This is a genomic window from Microbacterium aoyamense, from assembly GCF_023155855.1.
GTDB classification, from domain to species: Bacteria; Actinomycetota; Actinomycetes; order Actinomycetales; family Microbacteriaceae; genus Microbacterium; species Microbacterium aoyamense.
The window spans coordinates 294,741-312,713 of the sequence record NZ_JAKNUT010000005.1; the positions used below are offsets into that span (position 1 = coordinate 294,741).

Genomic DNA, 17,973 nt, shown 5'->3' on the forward strand with positions numbered 1-17,973 from the left:
ATACAGTGATGCCATGAAGAAATGGGTCGTCCGCTTCGTCTCGCTGCTGGTCTTCAACGTCGTCGTGCTCCTCATCATCGGCTGGCTCACGCCGGCGAGAGTCGGGTGGGCCGCGATCTGGGCGGGAATCATCCTCACCGCCGCCACGATCTGGATCAAGCCGCTCATCACGAAGTGGTTCCAGTCGATGGCCGCGAGGTCGGCGGGGCAGCGTACGAAGGCGGGCGAGAAGGTCGTCCAGTTCTTCCTCGTGCTGCTGGTCGCCTTCATCGTGTGGATCCTCACCGTGCTGCTCTCGGGTGTGAGCGCCGGCAACTGGTTCTGGGGCTACATCCTCCCGCCCGTGATCCTCGTCATCGGCTGGGCGATCTACGACGCGATCGACGACCGTGTCGAGGCGCACGCCGGCGCGCTCTACGACAGGGCCACCGGCTCGAAGAGCGCACCCGCGACCGCGGAGGCTGCGGCTGTGCCGTCGCCCGAGGCGCAGGCGGGTGCGCGTGAACTGAAGGACGGACTCACCGACGAGCAGCGGAAGATGCTCGACGAGTTGGGCTGAACCTGTCGATTCGGCGCGCGTTCGATCGTCATCCCTGTGTCAGAGACTCCACGACGAAAGGAATGACATCATGCGCTACGCGCTCCTGCTCCACTACCCCGAGATGACCGCCGACGACCTCGGCCCCGAAGCTCTCGCCGAGGGCATGCGCGAGTTCGACGAGTACGCGAAGGCGCTGGATGCGGCGGGCGTGCTCGTGAGCGCCGAGGTCCTCCAACCCTCGACCCTCACGACGACGGTGCGCGCGATCGACGGATCGCTGCGCGTGCAGGACGGCCCGTTCGCCGACACGAAGGAGCAGCTCGGCGGGACGTTCGTCATCGATGTCGCCGACCTCGATGCGGCGATCGAATGGGCGGGCAAGGCTCCGTCCGTCTCGTGGGGAGCGGTCGAGGTGCGGCCGTCCGGCACGTACTTCGCGAACGGCCGCTGGACGCAGTTCGACTACCGATGACCTCGCCCGACGAGGTGCGCGCCGTCGCCGAACGAACGGCGCGCGCCTCGTACGGTCGCATCCTGGCTCTGCTCGCGGCATCCACTCGCGACCTCGCGCTCAGCGAAGACGCGCTGGCCGACGCCTTCGAGCGCGCGCTGCGCACGTGGCCGGATGCCGGCATCCCGAGCAACCCCGACGGATGGATCCTCACCGTGGCCCGCAATCGACTGCGCGACGTCCTCTCTTCGGCCGCGCACCGCACGGGCGTCGAGGTCGACCTGGACGGGGCAGCGAGCGCCGACGCGGGACCCGAGGCGATCGCGGCGGGTCGGGACGGGATCCCCGACAAACGGCTCGAGCTGCTCTTCGCCTGTGCGCACCCCGCGATCGACCCGGCCGTGCGCACGCCGCTCATGCTGCAGGCTGTCATGGGTTTCGACGCCGCGCAGATCGCTCGGGCCTTCGACGTCGAGCCCGCGACGATGGCACAGCGGCTCGTGCGCGCGAAGCGCCGCATCCGCGACGCGGGCATCCCCTTCCGCGTTCCGTCCCGCGCGGAGATGCCGGAACGTCTCTCGACGGTGCTCGAGGCGATCTACGGCGCCTACGCGATCGGCTGGCTCGATCAGGGCGATGACGTGCGGCGATCTCTGGCCGATGAAGCACGCTGGCTCGCCGTGCTGACCGCGAGTCTGCTCGACGACGAACCCGAGGCCTGGGGGCTCGCCGCACTGCTCACCTACGCCCAGTCGCGCGCGCCCGCGCGGATCGGCGCGGACTGGCCGCCGCTCGACGAGCAGGACGCTGCGCTCTGGGATGCCGCCCTCATCGCCGAGGCCGCGGCTCTCCTCCGGCGGGCGTCGGCGCTCGGCGCCCCACTCGGCCGCTTCCAGCTCGAGGCGGCGATCCAGGCGGTGCACTGCGACCGTCGGCGAACGGGCGTCGTCGACCTGGATGCCCTCGAGAAGCTGTACGCGGGGCTCGTCGCGATCGCCCCGACCCGCGGGGCGCACGATGCGCTGACGGCGGTGCGCGCGCGGCGCGGCGCACCGCGGCATCCATGACGACCGCGTAACAAAGCGACCCCCGCGGCCCTTCCTGCCCCGCCAACACGACAAAATGGACTGAGTCCAGCGTGCCGACAGCACGAGCGCGCCGTGGACCCCGAATCTCTGGAGGCACCGTCTTGTCCCGTCGCACCCCCTTCCTTCGCACCGCCGCCGTCGGCATCGCCCTCGCCGCGCTCGCCCTCACGGGCTGCGCCTCGGGCGGCGCCCCCAGCGGCGGCGAGACGGACGCCCCCGCTGCAGAAGACGGCTACATCACTCCGGGCAAGCTCACCATCGCGACGGGCGACGTCGTCTACGAGCCGTACGTCGTCGGCGAAGACCCGTCGTCGGGCGAAGGCTTCGAGTCGGCCCTCGCGTACGCCATCGCCGATGAGCTCGGCTTCGCACCCGACGACGTCGAGTGGGTCGGAACGAGCTTCGAAGCCGCGATCGCGCCCGGGCCGAAGAACTTCGACTTCAACATCCAGCAGTACACGATCACCGACGAGCGCAAGCAGGCCGTCGACTTCTCGTCGCCGTACTATGCGGCGAGCCAGGCGATCGTGGCGATCGAGGGCGGTCCGGCCGAAGGCGTCGACACGCTCGATGGTCTCAAGGGGCTGACGATCGGCGCCATGGCGGGCTCGACGAGCGCCCAGACGGTCGAAGAGGTCATTCAACCCGACGTCGCTCCGCAGCTGTACGGCTCGAACGAAGACGCCGTCGCCGCCATCAGCGCGGGGCAGATCGATGCCATCGTCGTCGATGTGCCGAGCGCCTTCCTCGCGACGGAGATGTACATCGACAACTCGTTCATCGTCGGCCAGCTGCCCAAGGGCGACATCGCCGACGAGTGGGGTGTCGTGCTCGGCAAGGACTCCCCGCTCACGGAGCGCGTCAGTGCGGCGATCGACGCGTTGCGCGCGAACGGCACGCTGGAGGCGCTGACTGCGGAGTGGATGGACAAGTACGAGAGCGTCACGCTGCTGCAGTAACGCCCTCCGGTACGGTCGACGGGTGAGCACCCACACCCCGAGCGCGCTCGAACTCGAGCGCCGCGCGTTCCGCGCGCGCCAGTCGCAGCGCTCGGTGCTCGTCGCGATCGCCTCGACCCTGGCGTTCGCGGCCATCGTGTGGATCACGGTCATCGCGACGCCCGGTTGGTCAGCGGTGCAGCAGGCGTTCTTCAACCCGCAGATCGCTCTCGATTCCCTCCCCCGCATCTGGGAGGGGTTCCTGGTCAACCTGCAGGTGCTGGCGTTCTCGCTCGTGACGGTCTCGATCGTCGCGCTGCTCATCGCGGTGCTGCGGACCCTGCCCGGGCCGGTGTTCCTCCCGCTGCGCGTACTCGCCGCGGCATACACCGACATCTTCCGTGGACTGCCGTTCATCATCGTGCTCTACATCGTGGGCTTCGGCATCCCGACGCTCACGAACACGCGCATCCCACTCGTCCTCCTCGGCACGCTCGCCGTGACGCTCACCTACTCGGCATACGTCGCCGAGGTCATCCGCGCGGGGATCGAGGCCGTGCATCCCTCGCAGCGTCTCGCGGCACGTGCACTCGGCCTCGGCTACACGCAGACGCTGCGCCGCGTCGTGCTCCCCCAAGCGCTGCGCAAGATCACTCCGCCGCTCATGAACGACTTCGTCGCGATGCAGAAGGATGTCGGCCTCATCTCGATCCTGGGCATCATGGATGCCGTGCTCGCCGCGAAGATCGAAGCCTCGCAGACGTACAACTTCACGCCGTACGTCGTCGCCGGCATCCTGTTCGTCCTCCTCGCGATCCCGACGATCCGTCTCACGGACTGGTACACCGCGCGCCTCCGTCGTCGCGAGCAGACGGGGGCGATCCTGTGACCGCCCTGCTGCGCGCCGAGGACCTGTGGAAGTCCTTCGACGACCGCGCCGTGCTCCAGGGCGTCTCGGTCGAACTCGCCGCCCACGAGGTCGTCGCAGTGATCGGCGCGAGCGGCTCGGGCAAGTCCACGCTCCTGCGCTGCCTCAGCCTGCTCGAGCCGATCGACGACGGTCGCATCCTGCTCGGCGACGACGACATCTCCGACCCCCGCGTCGATGCCAACCGCGTGCGTTCCCGATTCGGCGTCGTCTTCCAGAGCTACAACCTCTTCCCGCACATGTCGGTGCTCGACAACGTGACGCTCGCCTCGCGCGTCGTCCGAAAAGAGGCGAAGAAGGATGCCGAGGCTCGCGCGCTTCTGCTGCTCGACCGCGTCGGGCTCGCGGACAAGGCCCGCGAGCACCCCGACCGCCTCTCCGGCGGGCAGCAGCAGCGCGCCGCCATCGTGCGCGCGATCGCGACGGACCCCGAGGTTCTGCTGCTGGACGAGATCACTTCGGCGCTCGACCCCGAGCTCGTGGGCGAAGTGCTCGAGCTCGTCCGGCAGCTCGCCGAGGACGGCGCGACGATCCTCATGGCGACGCACGAGATGGCGTTCGCGCGCGACGTCGCCCACCGCGTGGTGTTCCTCGACGGCGGCCGCATCGTCGAGCAGGGCCCGCCCGCCGAGCTCTTCGGGGCACCGCGCGAAGCGCGCACGCGCGAGTTCCTCGCCCGCTTCACCGCGTAGCCCTGGCATCCATCCCCGCGGCTCCGTCGCCCACCGCGGCATGCTTTTCGCGGCGCTCCGCGGTCCACTCTCCGCGGAGTTGCGTCGGAGAATGTCACCGAAGTCGGAGGATTCCACGTGAATTCTCCGACCGACCGCCGATTCTCCGACGCGACCCGCCGACCCGTGAGTGGCTCGCCCGTTGCGTGGCCCGACTCCGTCATCCGTCCCCTGCCCGCCCAACGCAACGCCCCGCGAGCCGCTGCGTCGGAGAATGTCGCCGAAGTCGGAGGATTCCACGTGAATCCTCCGACCGACCGCGGATTCTCCGACCGGACGACGTAGCCGCCGGGCGGCAGGTGGGTCGATTGCCGTGTCAGACCCTGAACGCGGGGATCAGGATGCCGCGCGCTCGGCCGCTTCGACGACGTTCGTCATGAGCAGGGCCACCGTCATAGGCCCGACACCGCCGGGGTTGGGTGAGACGTAGCCTGCCACCTCGACGACATCCGGATGCACGTCGCCGTAGACGCGGCTCTTGCCCGTCTCGGGGTCGATCTCGCGCGTCACGCCCACGTCGAGCACAGCCGCGCCGGGCATGACGTGTTCGGGCAGCACGATGTGCTTGACGCCCGCTGCGGCGACGATGACATCGGCGAGCGCGAGGTGCGCGGCGAGGTCGGTCGTTCCCGTGTGGGTGAGGGTGACCGTGGCGTTGATCTCGCGGCGCGTCAGCAGCAGACCGATCGATCGGCCGATCGTCACGCCCCGGCCGACTACGACGACGTGCTTGCCGTTCAGGTCGTAGTCGTTGCGCAGCAGCAGCTCGATGACGCCGCGCGGCGTGCACGGCAGGGGCGTCGTGATCGGCGCGTTGACGTTGAGCACGAGGCGGCCGAGGTTCGTCGGGTGCAGGCCGTCGGCATCCTTCGCCGGATCGATCCGCTCGAGGATCGCGTCGGTGTCGAGGTGCTTGGGCAGGGGCAGCTGGACGATGTAGCCGTGGCATCCATCGTCCGCATTCAACCCGTCGATGACGGCTTCGACCTCGGCCTGCGTCGCGTCAGCGGGCAGCTCGATCTGGATCGAGTTCATGCCGATCGCCTCGGACTCGCGATGCTTCATCCCGACGTAGAGCTGCGATGCCGGATCCGCGCCGACGAGCACCGTCGCGATCCCCGGGACGATTCCGCGCGCGCGCAGTGCATCGACGCGCTCCTTCAGTTCGGCCTTGATCTCGGCCGCCGCGGCCTTTCCGTCGAGTCTGATCGCTGTCATCTCGCGCCTCCTTCACGTCCCTCACCGGTCCGGACCATCCGCCGAACCCGGGCATTCTCGTCGAAACCGACTCCGCCGCCCCCGGATTCGACGAGAGAACCCGGGTTCGACGAGAAGTGGATGCCGGGCCTACTGCTGCAGGCCGGGGTAGAGCGGGAACGCGGCCGTCAGCGCGGCGACGCGGGCGCGCAGCGCCTCGACGTCTGCACCCGGCAACAGCGCGAGGGCGATGACGTCGGCGACCTCGGTGAACTCCGTATCGCCGAAGCCGCGCGTCGCGAGGGCGGGCGTGCCGATGCGCAGACCGGACGTGACCATCGGCGGGCGCGGGTCGTTGGGAACGGCGTTGCGATTGACCGTGATGTGGATGTCGTGCAGCAGGTCTTCCGCCTGCTTGCCGTCGATCTCGGCGTCGCGCAGGTCGACGAGCACGAGGTGCACGTCGGTGCCTCCCGAGCGCACGGCGATGCCGGCGTCCTTGACGTCCTGCTGCGAAAGTCGCTCGGCGATCAGGTGCGCGCCGCTGAGGACCCGCTCCTGACGCTCCTTGAACTCGGGCGTTGCGGCGAGCTTGAACGCCGTCGCCTTGGCGGCGATCACGTGCATCAGGGGTCCGCCCTGCTGGCCGGGGAAGACCGCGGTGTTGATCTTCTTCGCGATGTCGGGGTCGTTCGTGAGGATGAAGCCCGAACGCGGGCCGCCGATCGTCTTGTGCACCGTCGACGAGACGACGTGCGCGTGCGGCACCGGGTTCGGGTGCAGGCCCGCCGCGACGAGACCGGCGAAGTGCGCCATGTCGACCCACAGGAGCGCGCCGACCTCGTCGGCGATCGAGCGGAACGCGGCGAAATCGAGCTGGCGGGGGTAGGCCGACCAGCCGGCGATGATCACCTTGGGCTTGTGCTCGAGGGCGAGCCGGCGCACCTCGTCCATGTCGATCGTGGAGGTCTCGGGATCGACGCCGTACGCGACGATGTCGTACAGGCGGCCCGAGAAGTTGATCTTCATGCCGTGCGTCAGGTGACCGCCCTGATCGAGCGAGAGGCCGAGCAGCGTGTCGCCGGGGCGGGCGATCGCGTGCAGCACGGCGGCGTTCGCCGTCGCGCCGGAGTGCGGCTGGACGTTGGCGAACTCCGCGCCGAAGAGCGACTTCGCACGCTGGATCGCCAGCTCCTCGGCGACATCCACCTCTTCGCAGCCGCCGTAGTAGCGACGACCCGGGTAGCCCTCGGCGTACTTGTTCGTGAGCACCGAGCCCTGCGACTGCAGCACCGAGACGGGGACGAAGTTCTCGGACGCGATCATCTCGAGATAGCCGCGCTGACGCTCGAGCTCGCGCTCGAGGACCTGGGCGATCTCGGGGTCGACCTCGGCGAGCGGGGCGTTGAAGTACTGATCGGTCATGACGATCTCCTTGACGACGGCTTGCGGTTTCGCGCACCACGGATGGGTGCAGAACATCGGCCCAGGCGCGCGGTCGAATGCCGTTGTCAGCCGCTCCCCGGTGGTGGTCCACCTCAACGCCAGTCGCGACGTTCCGAGCATAACGGATCGCCCGCCTCGACCGACCCTGTGCGTCAAGCACCGCAACCGGTAGAGTGATGTCATCCCCTTTTGTTAGGACGCTTTACATGAACCGTCGGCAACGACGCCTCACGTCCGCGACCCTCGTGATCGTCCTCGCCGCGGCGCTGGCCGCGTGCGTTCCGGGCGGCCAGAATGGAGACACCGTGACTCTTCCCGCACTCGTCCCCCTCCCCGCCTCCGTCGACACGACGGCCGGTGCACCCTTCCGCTTCACCGACGAGACCGTGATCGACGGAGAGAAGGATGCCGCGGCCGCTCTGACCGCGCTGCTCGAAGCGCGCACGGGGATCCCCGGCGCGACCGGCGACGAGCCCGGAATCGTCCTGCGAATCGAGAGAGGCGGAGCGCCCGAGTCGTACGAACTCGTGGCGAACGAGGCATCCATCGTCGTCACGGGAGCGGATGCCGCGGGCCTGTTCTACGGCGTCCAGACCCTCGGGCAGCTCGTACGGCCCGACGGAGGGAGCTGGATCGTTCCGGCGGTGCGGATCGCGGATGCCCCGAGATTCGCGTATCGCGGGGTCATGCTCGATGTGGCACGGCACTTCCAGACCGTCGACACCATCAAGGCGTACATCGATCGCGCGTCGGGGCTGAAGTTCAACGCCCTGCACCTGCACCTCAGCGACGATCAGAGCTGGCGCCTCCAGCTCGCGTCGCGACCGCTGCTCACCGAGCTCTCGAGCAGCTCGTCGGTCGGCGGCGACCCCGGCGGCTTCTACACGAAGGCCGATTACGCGGACATCGTCGCCTACGCGTCGGCGCACCACATGATGGTCGTGCCCGAGTTCGACATGCCGGGCCACACGCACGCGATCACCCTCGCCTACCCCGAGCTGATGGAAGAGCCGGTCATCGACGACCATATGCGCGACATCGCCGCGACCCACGGTGGAGATCTGCCCGTCAACGGCGTCGACTACGAGGGCATGGCCGTCGGCTTCTCATCGCTCAAGATCCACGACGAGGCGACCTACGACTTCGTCGCCGACGTCTTCGGCGAGCTGGCGGGCATCACCCCCGGGCCGTACCTCCACTTCGGCGGCGACGAGTCCCTCGCCACGAGCGACGAGGACTTCGACGTGTTCGTGAGTCGCGTGAGCGAGATCATCTCGAACCTGGGCAAGACCCCCGTGGCGTGGCACGAGGCAGGTTCGGCAGCAGGTCTCGCCGACGACACGGTCGGGCAGTACTGGGGGTACATGACGCCGACCGACGGCATGGATGACAAGGCTCGCGCGTTCGCGCAGGTCATCCTGTCGCCGGCCGACGCGATCTACCTCGACATGAAGCCGACGGCGGCGAGCGACCTCGGACTGACGTGGGCGAACGGCCCGACGAGCGTCGAGCGCTCGTATTCGTGGGAACCGGCCGACATCGTGCCCGGCGCCTCGATCCTCGGCGTCGAAGCGCCCATGTGGACCGAGACGATCACGAACCTCGACGACATCGACCGGATGGCGTTCCCGCGCATCGCGTCGGCCGCCGAAGCCGCGTGGTCGCCCGCCACGACCGAGAGCGACCTGCGCACGTGGGACTCGTTCCGCGAGCGCGTCGGCGCGATGGGTCCCCTGTGGACGAGCCTCGGCATCGGCTTCGCGTCGTCCGACGAGATCCCCTGGGCGACCTCGGAGTGACCACCGTCATCCACTCCGTGCGGCTCGTCGACGGCGGGCTCGTGACCGATGACGCGTGGGTCGCCTTCGACGGCGAGCGCGTCGCCGGCGCGGGGACGGGGGATGACTGGATGCCGCTCGCGAGCGGCGCCGGCGACACCGTCGTCGACGGCGAGGGGTGCTTCCTCACTCCCGGCTTCATCGACCTGCACGGGCACGGCGGTGGCGGATCGTCGTACGACGACGGCGCGGAGGCGATCCGCGCCGCGCGCGCCCTGCACCGCACCCACGGCACGACGCGCGCCGTGATCTCGCTCGTGACGGCGCCGATCGACGATCTCGCCCATCGCGTCGCGGTGATCGCCGACTTGGCCTCCAGCGACCCCGACATCCTCGGATCGCACCTCGAGGGCCCGTTCCTCGACCCCGGACACAAAGGGGCCCACGATCCGGCGCTGCTGCGGCATCCCGCCCCCGAAGACGTCGCCCTGCTGCTCGACGCCGGCCGCGGCACCGTGCGGCAGGTGACCCTTGCGCCTGAACTGCCCGGTGGCGTCGAGGCAGTTCGCGCGGTCGTCGCCGCGGGAGCGGTCGCCGCCGTCGGGCACACGGATGCGTCGATGGATGCCGCGGCCCGCGCGTTCGATGCGGGTGCGACGCTCCTCACCCACGCGTTCAACGCGATGCCGGGCCTCGCGCACCGCGCGCCCGGACCCGTGGGGGCAGCGACCGACGACCCCCGTGTCGTGCTCGAGCTCATCGCCGACGGCGTGCACGTGGATCCCGCCGTCGTGCGCATCGCCTTCGCCGCGGCGCCCGGCCGCATCGCGCTCGTGACGGATGCGATGGCCGCCGCAGGCGCCGCCGACGGCAGGTATCTGCTCGGAGCGCTCGAGGTCGACGTCGAGAACGGTACGGCACGGCTCGTCGAGGGCGGCGCGATCGCCGGCTCGACGTTGCTGCAGGATGCCGCGCTGCGCAATGTCGTCGGCTACGGCATCCCGCTTCCCGACGCGGTCGATGCGCTCACACGCACGCCTGCCCGCGTCCTCGGCCGCGACGACCTCGGGCGCCTCGAGCCCGGGTGTCTCGCCGACGCCGTGCTGCTCGACGACGATCTGACCGTGCGCAGCGTGTGGCGCGCGGGGACCCGCCTCTAGAAAGACCGAGCGGCCGCTGCATCCCCCAGATCGCAGCGACCGCTTCCGTCTTCCCCAGATTCCCCAGAACCCGTCTGTCGAGATGGGCGGCCCGGAGAACCCTCCCCCGAGAATTCTCCGGACCCGCCTCCCGATGACGCGGGCGGAATCCGCCCGGCTCTTGCCACCGGCGCTCGCTCCCCTGCCCCCCGGCGGGAAGCGAGCAACGATCTCTTGCTGATGAGACGCGGGTGCGGCGGATCTATTACGCGGTTCCCAGGATTTCTTTCGACTTTTCTCTCAGCGCCCCGATCGCCCCCGAGAGCGCGACAAAATGCCCGGTTCAGGAGAGAATGGGCGAAGTCGCGTGATAGAACCCGCTTTCGCGCGTCTCTTCCGGTGGAGGCAGTGGGATGCCTCATGCCGAGCATTTCTGGGGAACGCATGACGATGAACGACGACGCCGTCGGGGTGGCCGAACTGGGCGACTCCGACCTGGTGTTGCGCACGCGCTCGGGCGACCCGCAGGCATTCGCCGAGCTGTGGCGCCGCCACTACCGCTCCGGCGTCGCCGTCGCCCGCTCGGTGTCGTCATCGCTCGACGCCGACGACCTCGTCCAAGAGGCGTACACCCGCATCTACCAGTCCATCCAGAAGGGCGGAGGGCCCACGGGCTCGTTCCGCGCCTACCTGTTCACGAGCATCCGCAACACCGCGGCGGGCTGGGGTCGCGCGCGCAAGGAGACCGCGATCGACGAGCTCGACGCCGTCGAGGACCCCGCATCCAACGAGCACGCGACGGTCGAAGCGCTGGATCGCAGCCTCACACACCAGGCGTTCCGCAGTCTGCCGACGCGGTGGCAGGAGGTGCTCTGGTACTCCGAGATCGAGCAGATGAAGCCGGCCGAGATCGCGCCGCTCCTCGGGCTCAAGGCCACCGCCGTCGCACAGCTGACGTTCCGCGCCCGGGAAGGGCTGCGCGAAGCCTGGATCCAGGCACACCTGCGGTCGGTCCAAGACGGCTCCGACTGCCAGTGGACGATCGAGCGCCTCGGGGCGTATGCCCGTCACAACCTCGGCCGCCGTGATCTCGGCAAAGTCGACGCGCACCTCGCCGAATGCGCACGATGTGCGATCGTCGCGAGCGAGGCGAAAGAGGTCGGCAGCCGGCTCGCCCTCGTCCTTCTGCCACTCACGATCGGTGCCGCCGGGACGGCGGGCTACCTCTCGATGCTGCAGGGCGGCGGAATCCCGGTGCTCGCGCTCGCCGCGATGCCGGGGAGCATCGAGGGCGCCGTCACCGTCCTCCCCGCGGCCCCCGTTCCGGTGGGCGCGTCCGCCGGGAGCGCGTCGGGCGCCGGGAGCGCGTCCGGGGGCGGCGCTGCGAGCGCCGGCGGCGGATTCGCTGCAGGCGGTGGCGCGGCTGCGGCCGGCACCGCGGCGACCGCGGGTGGCGCCTTCATCGGAATAGGCGCGACCATCGCGCTCGTCGCCGCGGCCATCGTCGTCGTGGGCGCCGTCGTCGCGGGGGCGATCATCCTTCCGCAGCTGACCACCCCGGTCGCCGACGGTCCGGGGTCATCCGCGATCGCCGACGAATCGCCCTCGCTGCCGGCCGGGTCGTCCGACTCGACCGAGCCGGTCGTCCAGGAGGACGTGCCGGACCAGGTCCCCGACCCGATCGAGCTCCCCATCGCCGACACGGCACCTGAGCCGCCCGCGAACCCGGGAGCGTCGCCGACCGACCCGGTCGAACCGACCGATCCGACGGACCCGATCGATCCCGCCGCCCCGGTCGACCCCACCGATCCGACGGACCCCACAGACCCGGTCGATCCCACGGATCCCACGGATCCCACGGATCCGGTCGACCCCACCGATCCGACCGACCCGGTCGACCCCACCGACCCGGTCGACCCCACCGACCCGGTCGACCCCACCGACCCGACGGACCCGGTCGACCCCACCGATCCGACCGACCCCACCGACCCGACGCTTCCCGCCGGATCACCGACGATCGGTTCGGCCACGTTCACTCTCGAACCGCGTGCGACGGTTCACGTGCCCCTCTCGGGCGCACCGGACTCCGTCGTCGCAGTGACGTTCGGAGGCCGCAGCCTCGGTACCGTGACGCTGAGCTCGGCGGGCACCGCGACAGTCGACCTGCCGCTGACCCTGCGCGACGTGATCTCGAACTCCCGACTGAGCGTGAACTACGCGGCGGGCGCCGACGCGGGCCCCGTGACGGAGAGCCGACTCACCGACTTCGTCAGCATCTGGGCACTCATCCTCGGCTTCTTCGGGCTCTGACGCCCGCGGGCGGGCGCGGCATCCATCCCGCGTAGAATCGGCAGGTGACCGAGATGCGCCCCGTGACCCCCGCGCAGCCCGCGCCCGGAACGCGGGCGCCGCTGTCGGCGATCGACGTCCTCGCGTTCGCCTGCGAACTGTTCGCGTTCGGCACGCTCGCATTCTGGGGCTTCGTCTTCTGGCCGTTCCCGTGGAACATCGTGGTGGGCATCGCCGCCCCCGTTGCGGCGATCATCGTGTGGGCGCTCTTCGTGTCGCCGCGCGCCGTCTTCGCGGTGCATCCGTTCGTACGGGCCATCGTCGAACTGCTCGTCTACGTCTCGGCGACGATCGCGTGGTGGAGCATGGGCGCCGCGTGGGTCGGTCTCGTCTTCGGCGTCGTCGCCGTCACGGTCGGCGTCATGGCCGGCCGTCGCCGGTTCACGTGAGCGCCGCATCGGTCGTCGCCCGCCTGCGCGAGGGACTCGGCGATCGCGTCGACACCTCGCCCGCCGCGCTGCAGACGGCGCGCGCCGACAAGTCCGGGCACGCGGCATCCGGTGCGCCGATCGCCGTCGTGCACGCGGCATCCGTCGCCGATGTCCAGGCGACGCTGCGGATCGCCACCGCGACCGGTACGCCGGTCGTGACCCGCGGCGCGGGAACAGGGCTCGCAGGCGGCGCGAATGCCGGCGCGGGCGAGATCTCGCTCTCGGTGCGCGGCATGGACCGCATTCTCGAGGTGCGTGCCGACGACCAGCTCGCCGTCGTCGAGCCGGGCATCCTCAACGCCGATCTCAACGCCGCGCTCGCCGAGCACGGGCTGTGGTGGGCGCCCGACCCGGCGAGCCGCGCGATCTCGACGGTCGGCGGCAACATCGCGACGGGTGCAGGCGGGCTGCTGTGCGCGAAGTACGGCGTCGTGCGGGATGCCGTGCTCGGCGTCGACGTCGTCCTCGCCGACGGGCGACTGCTCACGCTCGGCCATCGCACCGTCAAGGGCGTCACGGGTCTGGATCTCACGTCGCTCGTGATCGGCTCCGAGGGCACGCTCGGCGTCATCGTCGGCGCGACGCTCAAGCTCCGCCGCCTCGTGCCCGGCGACGTGTGCACGGTCGCCGCGACGTTCCCCGACGTGCGGACGGCGGCCGAAGCATCCGCCGCCGTCACGGCGTCCGGCGTCCAGCCGTCGATCATGGAATTGATGGATGCCGCGTCCCTCGCGGCCGTGCACGCCCTGCTCGATCTCGAGGCGCCCGCACCCGGAGCGGCGCAGCTCACGATCCAGACCGACGGTCCGGCCGCCGGCGCCGAGGCCGACACGATCGCCGACGTTCTGCGCGGAGCGGGCGGCATCGTCGCGGTGTCGCACGACCGCGAGGAGGGCGAGCGGCTGCTCGCGATCCGGCGGTCGATGCATCCCGCGATGGAAACGCTCGGCACGACCCTCATCGAGGACGTCTCGGTGCCCCGCAGCGCGATGCCCGCGATGTTCGACGAGATCGCCAGGGTCGAGCGTGAGCGCGGCGTCACGATCCCGACCGTCGCGCACGCCGGCGACGGCAACCTGCATCCGAACTTCATCTTCGACGCGGAACCCGACGAGTTCGGCGTGGTCGAGGCTCCCGCCTACATCTGGGACGCCGCCGACGATCTGTTCCGCGCCGCCCTGCGCCTCGGCGGAACCCTCACGGGCGAGCACGGTGTCGGCGTCTTGAAGCGCCGATGGCTCGCCGACGAGCTCGGCGACGATCAGTGGCGACTGCAGCGCGAGATCACGCGCGTCTTCGACCCGCAGGGCATCCTCAACCCCGGCAAGGTCTTCTGACTCACGTCGAGGGCGGATAGACCTGCACGGGGTCGCTGACCGGCGCCGCACGGTTCGCGATGACAAGCGCGATGATCCCGAGCGCGACGGGAACCGCGAAGGCGCACAGCCGTTCCAGTCCGAAGAAGAGGAAGATCCACTCGTCCGCGCGTGTGCTGAAGTCGATGCCCGCGGCGACGATGACCGCCTGGGTCAGGATCTGCGGCACCACCACGATGACGAGGCCCCACAGGGGCATCCACCGCACGCGTCCGCGGAGCACGCCGGCACGCGCGATCTGCACGACGAAGACGATGGTCGCGGCGAGCGTCACGGTCCAGCTGATGTACCCCCACGCGCGGTAGAAGTCCAGCGCGCTCTCGACGGGCACCAGCCACGACACCATGCGCTGGACCAACGGCCACGCCGCGACGATCACCGCGGCAGTGACAGCGAGCGGCCGCCGCGACACGATGCTCCCGCTGCGGCCGAGACCGAACGCGAACACCAGCAGGGTCGCCGAGTAGGCCCCGACGGCGAGCCACGACATCACCTCGGCCAGCGGAATCGACAGCGAGAAGAAGGTCGGCTGCGCGAACGTCAGGACCGCGCCGGCGATCAGGAGCACCCCGCCGACGGTGAGTGTGCGCCGCAGCGCTGCGGCGGAGGGTGCATCCGTCATGCCTTCAGCGTAGATCAGGACGACGTGAGGGCCGCGGCTCCGTCGAGCTCCGTGTCGCGAACGTCGCCGATGAGCGCGGCTCCGAGCGCGGCCGCGGGCGAACCGGCGGGCAGGAGCTCGACCCGCTCCTCGAGGTGAAGAGATCGCATGAAGGGGGATGCCGCGGCACTCGCCGCGAGTTCGGCCGAGACATCCGCCATCAACCGGTCGCCGAGCGCGGTGACTCCCCCGCCCAGCACGACGGCGTCGACGTCGGCGGTCAGCACGAGCACGCGTACGGCCGCCGCGACGCCGCGCGCGAGACCTGATCGCAGCGCGATCGCGGCGGGATCGCCGGCATCGGCCGCGTCGAAGACGTCTCGGACGGGCAGCGCGCCGGGGCGCGCCCAGCGTTCGGCGATCGCTCCGCCGCCCGCGAAGGCCTCGATGCAGCCGAACTGCCCGCAGCGGCACAGCGGCCCGTGCGGATCGACCGAGATGTGGCCGACCTCTCCCGCCGTGCCGCGCGCTCCGCGCCAGAGTTCTCCGCCACGGACGATGCCCGCCGCGATGCCCGTGCCGAGGTTGAGGTAGCCGGTCGTGCCGACGCCGCCATGCAGGACGTAGGCGCCGAGCGCGGCCGCTTTGACGTCGTTCTCGACGCGGACGGGCACTCCCAGAGCCGGGCCCACGACCGCCGCGAGGTCGAGTTCGGCGACGCCGAGGTTGACGGCGTGCACGACGCGCGCCGTACCCGGCTCGACCTGCCCCGGCATCCCGATCCCGACCGAGCGCACCGACGCGCGGTCGATCCCGCCCTCGCCGGTGAGTGCCGCGACGGCATCGAGCACCGTCTGCACAACGGCATCCGACCCCCATCCTGTCGCGAGTCGCGCGCGTGCGGTGACGACGCCGGACTCGTCGATCGCGAGCGCGTCGGTCTTCGTGCCTCCGACGTCCAGCCCGATCCTCATCGGCCGTCCTCCCGTCGGAAGGCGGCTGCTTCGTGCGTGTGCATCAGCCCTTGACCGCCCCTGCGACCAGTCCGCCGGTCATGCGTCCCTGCACGATGAGGAAGAAGATGACGACCGGGATCGAGATGAGCGTGGCGCCCGCCATCACGGCACCCCAGTTGGTCGCCTCGGTGGCCGACTGGAACGAGTTCAGCCAGGTCGGGAGCGTAAGGTTGTAGCCCTTCATCAGCAGCAGCGCCATCGTGAACTCGTTCCACGCCTGGATGAAGGCGAAGATGCCCGTAGCGACGAGACCCGGTGCCAGCAGGGGGAAGGTCACCTTCCAGAACGCCTGCGACTTCGTGCATCCATCGATCATCGCCGCTTCTTCGAGGTCCGCGGGGACACCGGCGACGAATCCGCGGAGCGTCCAGATCGTGAACGGGATGACGGACGCGAGGTACACGATCCCCAGGCCCAGCATCGTGTTCATGAGGCGCCAGTCGTCGATCATCCCGTAGAGGGTGAACATCATCGCTTCGCCCGGGATCATCTGGATCACCAGCACCGCGACGATGAACAGGCGCCGGCCCTTGAACGCGAACCGGGCGAGGGCGACCGACGCGAGGAAGGCGAAGAGCAGCGTCGCGACGAGGACCCCGAAGGTCACGATCGTCGAGGTCAGGAGCCCGTGTGGGAAGTCGGTCTGACCCGGCGCCGCCTCGCGCGTCCAGGCGGTGATGTAGTTGCGGAAGGTCAGGTCGAGCGGAAGCAGGCTCGGCGTGCGACTGATGATCTGGTTGCTCGGCGTGAGCGACATGTTGATCATCCAGTACACCGGGAAGACCGAGCATACGAAGACGATCAGCGCCGCGATGTTGAGGAACGTCCGCGTCACGACGCGCTTGCCGGACGGCCGCCGGGCCTCGATGGAGCCTCGCCGGGGAGCCTTGGCCTTGCCGCCGCTCTCGAGGACCTCGTCGACACCGATCGTGCCGAGCTGCGTGCCCGCGTTGATCTGGGTGCTCACAGCTCCTCCTCCTTCAGGGTCGTGCGCACGTAGCGCCAGGAAAGGATCAGCAGCAGAGCGACCATGACCACGCCGATCGCGCTCGTGAAGCCGAAGTCGCCCGGCCCCTGACGGAACATGTACGTACCGAGCACGTTCGTCTCCGAGGCCAGGCCGCCGCGGGACTGCAGTGCGTAGACCTGCGTGAAGATGCGCAGGTTCCAGATGATCTCGAGGACGAGCACGACGACCAGCACACTGCGCAGGTACGGGAAGACGACGAAGCGGAAGCGCTTGATACCCGTCGCACCGTCGAGGGATGCCGCCTCCAGCACCTCCCCGGGGACCTGACCGAGTGCGGCGTAGGTCGTGAAGGCCACGAAGGGGACGCCCTGCCACACGACGATGACGATGAGGACGAAGAAGAACGACATCGGGTCGATCAGCCAGGAGTGGTTCGTCCAGTTCGATGTGCCGGTGATCGTGTTGAGCGCCCAGTTGACGAGGCCGTATTGGGTGTCGAAGATCCAGCCCCAGACGGTGGTGGCGGCAAGCGGCGGCATCGCCCAGGCCAGCAGGAGCCCGACGGAAACCGTGATGCGCCATCCGCGGCTCAGACGCGTCATGAGAACCGCGACGAGCACTCCCAGGCCGATGATGAGCACCGTCATCACGACCATGAGCGAGAGGCTGCGCAGGAGGACCGCCGGGAAGTCGGACTTCGTGATCAGATCGATGTAGTTGTCGAGGCCGACGAAGTCCGGCAGGGTGCCTTGGACCTTGTTCTTGACGCCGTAGTCGGTGAAGGACTGGATCACCATCAGCACGGCCGGGTACCCGACCATCACGCCGAGGATGATGACCGACGGCGCCAGCAGGCTCCATCCGCCGCGCGCTTCGCGGCGGGCGCGCGCCTTCTCTCGGGAGCCCCGCACGGGGGCGGCACCTGTGCGGCCGGGGCGCTCCACGGTGGCGGTGCCGGTCTGGCGGTCGCTCATGGTGTGTGCTTTCGTTCTG

17 protein-coding genes and 1 riboswitch are annotated in these 17,973 nt (G+C 69.8%); of the genes, 11 read left to right on the forward strand and 6 right to left on the reverse strand.

The window, feature by feature from the left end:
• The first annotated feature begins 13 nt into the window (after nt 1-13).
• From MA876_RS14685 to MA876_RS14710, 6 genes are all read left to right on the forward strand, one after another.
• Nucleotides 14-559: a hypothetical protein gene (locus MA876_RS14685; RefSeq protein ID WP_248151014.1), complete on the forward strand. Its 546-nt coding sequence runs from the start codon at nt 14-16 to the stop codon at nt 557-559.
• A 70-nt stretch (nt 560-629) separates the two neighbouring features.
• Entirely contained in the window at nt 630-1,013 is a 384-nt protein-coding gene (locus MA876_RS14690; protein ID WP_248151024.1) for a YciI family protein, read from the forward strand.
• Nucleotides 1,010-2,059 (forward strand): RNA polymerase sigma factor, encoded by a 1,050-nt coding sequence (locus MA876_RS14695; RefSeq protein ID WP_248151027.1) that lies wholly within the window; start codon nt 1,010-1,012, stop codon nt 2,057-2,059. The genes MA876_RS14690 and MA876_RS14695 overlap by 4 nt, the downstream gene beginning before the upstream one ends.
• Before the next feature lie 122 nt (nt 2,060-2,181).
• Entirely contained in the window at nt 2,182-3,039 is an 858-nt protein-coding gene (locus tag MA876_RS14700; RefSeq protein ID WP_248151030.1) for an ABC transporter substrate-binding protein, read from the forward strand.
• Nucleotides 3,040-3,061: 22 nt separating this feature from the next.
• A complete protein-coding gene (locus MA876_RS14705; RefSeq protein ID WP_248151032.1) occupies nt 3,062-3,907 on the forward strand; it encodes an amino acid ABC transporter permease in 846 nt (281 codons plus the stop codon).
• Nucleotides 3,904-4,638: an amino acid ABC transporter ATP-binding protein gene (locus tag MA876_RS14710; RefSeq protein ID WP_308221665.1), complete on the forward strand. Its 735-nt coding sequence runs from the start codon at nt 3,904-3,906 to the stop codon at nt 4,636-4,638. The genes MA876_RS14705 and MA876_RS14710 overlap by 4 nt, the downstream gene beginning before the upstream one ends.
• A gap of 375 nt (nt 4,639-5,013) precedes the next feature.
• Here MA876_RS14710 and MA876_RS14715 read toward each other — a convergent pair whose 3' ends face one another.
• Both MA876_RS14715 and glyA read right to left on the reverse strand, forming a co-directional pair.
• Nucleotides 5,014-5,895 carry a bifunctional methylenetetrahydrofolate dehydrogenase/methenyltetrahydrofolate cyclohydrolase gene (locus MA876_RS14715; protein ID WP_248151035.1) on the reverse strand — a complete coding sequence of 294 codons (882 nt, stop codon included), beginning with the start codon at nt 5,893-5,895 and terminating at the stop codon, nt 5,014-5,016.
• A 129-nt stretch (nt 5,896-6,024) separates the two neighbouring features.
• Entirely contained in the window at nt 6,025-7,299 is a 1,275-nt protein-coding gene (gene glyA / locus MA876_RS14720) for a serine hydroxymethyltransferase (RefSeq protein WP_248151038.1), read from the reverse strand.
• 52 nt (nt 7,300-7,351) lie between these two features.
• Nucleotides 7,352-7,436, reverse strand: a riboswitch (ZMP/ZTP riboswitch).
• Between the two features lie 90 nt (nt 7,437-7,526).
• Between glyA and MA876_RS14725 the strand changes: the two genes are divergently transcribed.
• The 5 genes from MA876_RS14725 to MA876_RS14745 all read left to right on the forward strand — a co-directional run bounded on the left by MA876_RS14725 (nt 7,527) and on the right by MA876_RS14745 (nt 14,354).
• Nucleotides 7,527-9,119, forward strand: a complete 1,593-nt coding sequence (locus MA876_RS14725; protein WP_248151041.1) for a beta-N-acetylhexosaminidase — start codon at nt 7,527-7,529, stop codon at nt 9,117-9,119.
• Nucleotides 9,116-10,258, forward strand: coding sequence for an N-acetylglucosamine-6-phosphate deacetylase (nagA, locus tag MA876_RS14730; RefSeq protein ID WP_248151044.1), 1,143 nt, complete (start codon nt 9,116-9,118; stop codon nt 10,256-10,258). The genes MA876_RS14725 and nagA overlap by 4 nt, the downstream gene beginning before the upstream one ends.
• A gap of 399 nt (nt 10,259-10,657) precedes the next feature.
• Entirely contained in the window at nt 10,658-12,547 is a 1,890-nt protein-coding gene (locus MA876_RS14735) for a sigma-70 family RNA polymerase sigma factor (RefSeq protein ID WP_248151046.1), read from the forward strand.
• Between the two features lie 53 nt (nt 12,548-12,600).
• Nucleotides 12,601-12,975, forward strand: coding sequence for a YrdB family protein (locus MA876_RS14740; RefSeq protein WP_248151170.1), 375 nt, complete (start codon nt 12,601-12,603; stop codon nt 12,973-12,975).
• A complete protein-coding gene (locus MA876_RS14745) occupies nt 12,972-14,354 on the forward strand; it encodes an FAD-binding oxidoreductase (RefSeq protein ID WP_248151052.1) in 1,383 nt (460 codons plus the stop codon). The genes MA876_RS14740 and MA876_RS14745 overlap by 4 nt, the downstream gene beginning before the upstream one ends.
• A gap of 1 nt (nt 14,355) precedes the next feature.
• On the opposite strand, the gene MA876_RS14750 is transcribed toward MA876_RS14745, so the two are convergent.
• From MA876_RS14750 to MA876_RS14765, 4 genes are read right to left on the reverse strand one after another with little or no spacing between them, the layout of a single operon-like run.
• The gene (locus tag MA876_RS14750; protein ID WP_248151055.1) at nt 14,356-15,015 is read right to left on the reverse strand and encodes a hypothetical protein; all 660 of its coding nucleotides are present in this window, start codon (nt 15,013-15,015) and stop codon (nt 14,356-14,358) included.
• 14 nt (nt 15,016-15,029) lie between these two features.
• Entirely contained in the window at nt 15,030-15,968 is a 939-nt protein-coding gene (locus MA876_RS14755; protein ID WP_248151057.1) for an ROK family protein, read from the reverse strand.
• A 43-nt stretch (nt 15,969-16,011) separates the two neighbouring features.
• Entirely contained in the window at nt 16,012-16,977 is a 966-nt protein-coding gene (locus tag MA876_RS14760) for a carbohydrate ABC transporter permease (RefSeq protein ID WP_248151059.1), read from the reverse strand.
• Nucleotides 16,974-17,954: a carbohydrate ABC transporter permease gene (locus MA876_RS14765; protein ID WP_248151061.1), complete on the reverse strand. Its 981-nt coding sequence runs from the start codon at nt 17,952-17,954 to the stop codon at nt 16,974-16,976. Before MA876_RS14765 ends, MA876_RS14760 begins: the two co-directional genes overlap by 4 nt.
• Nucleotides 17,955-17,973: the final 19 nt, after the last annotated feature.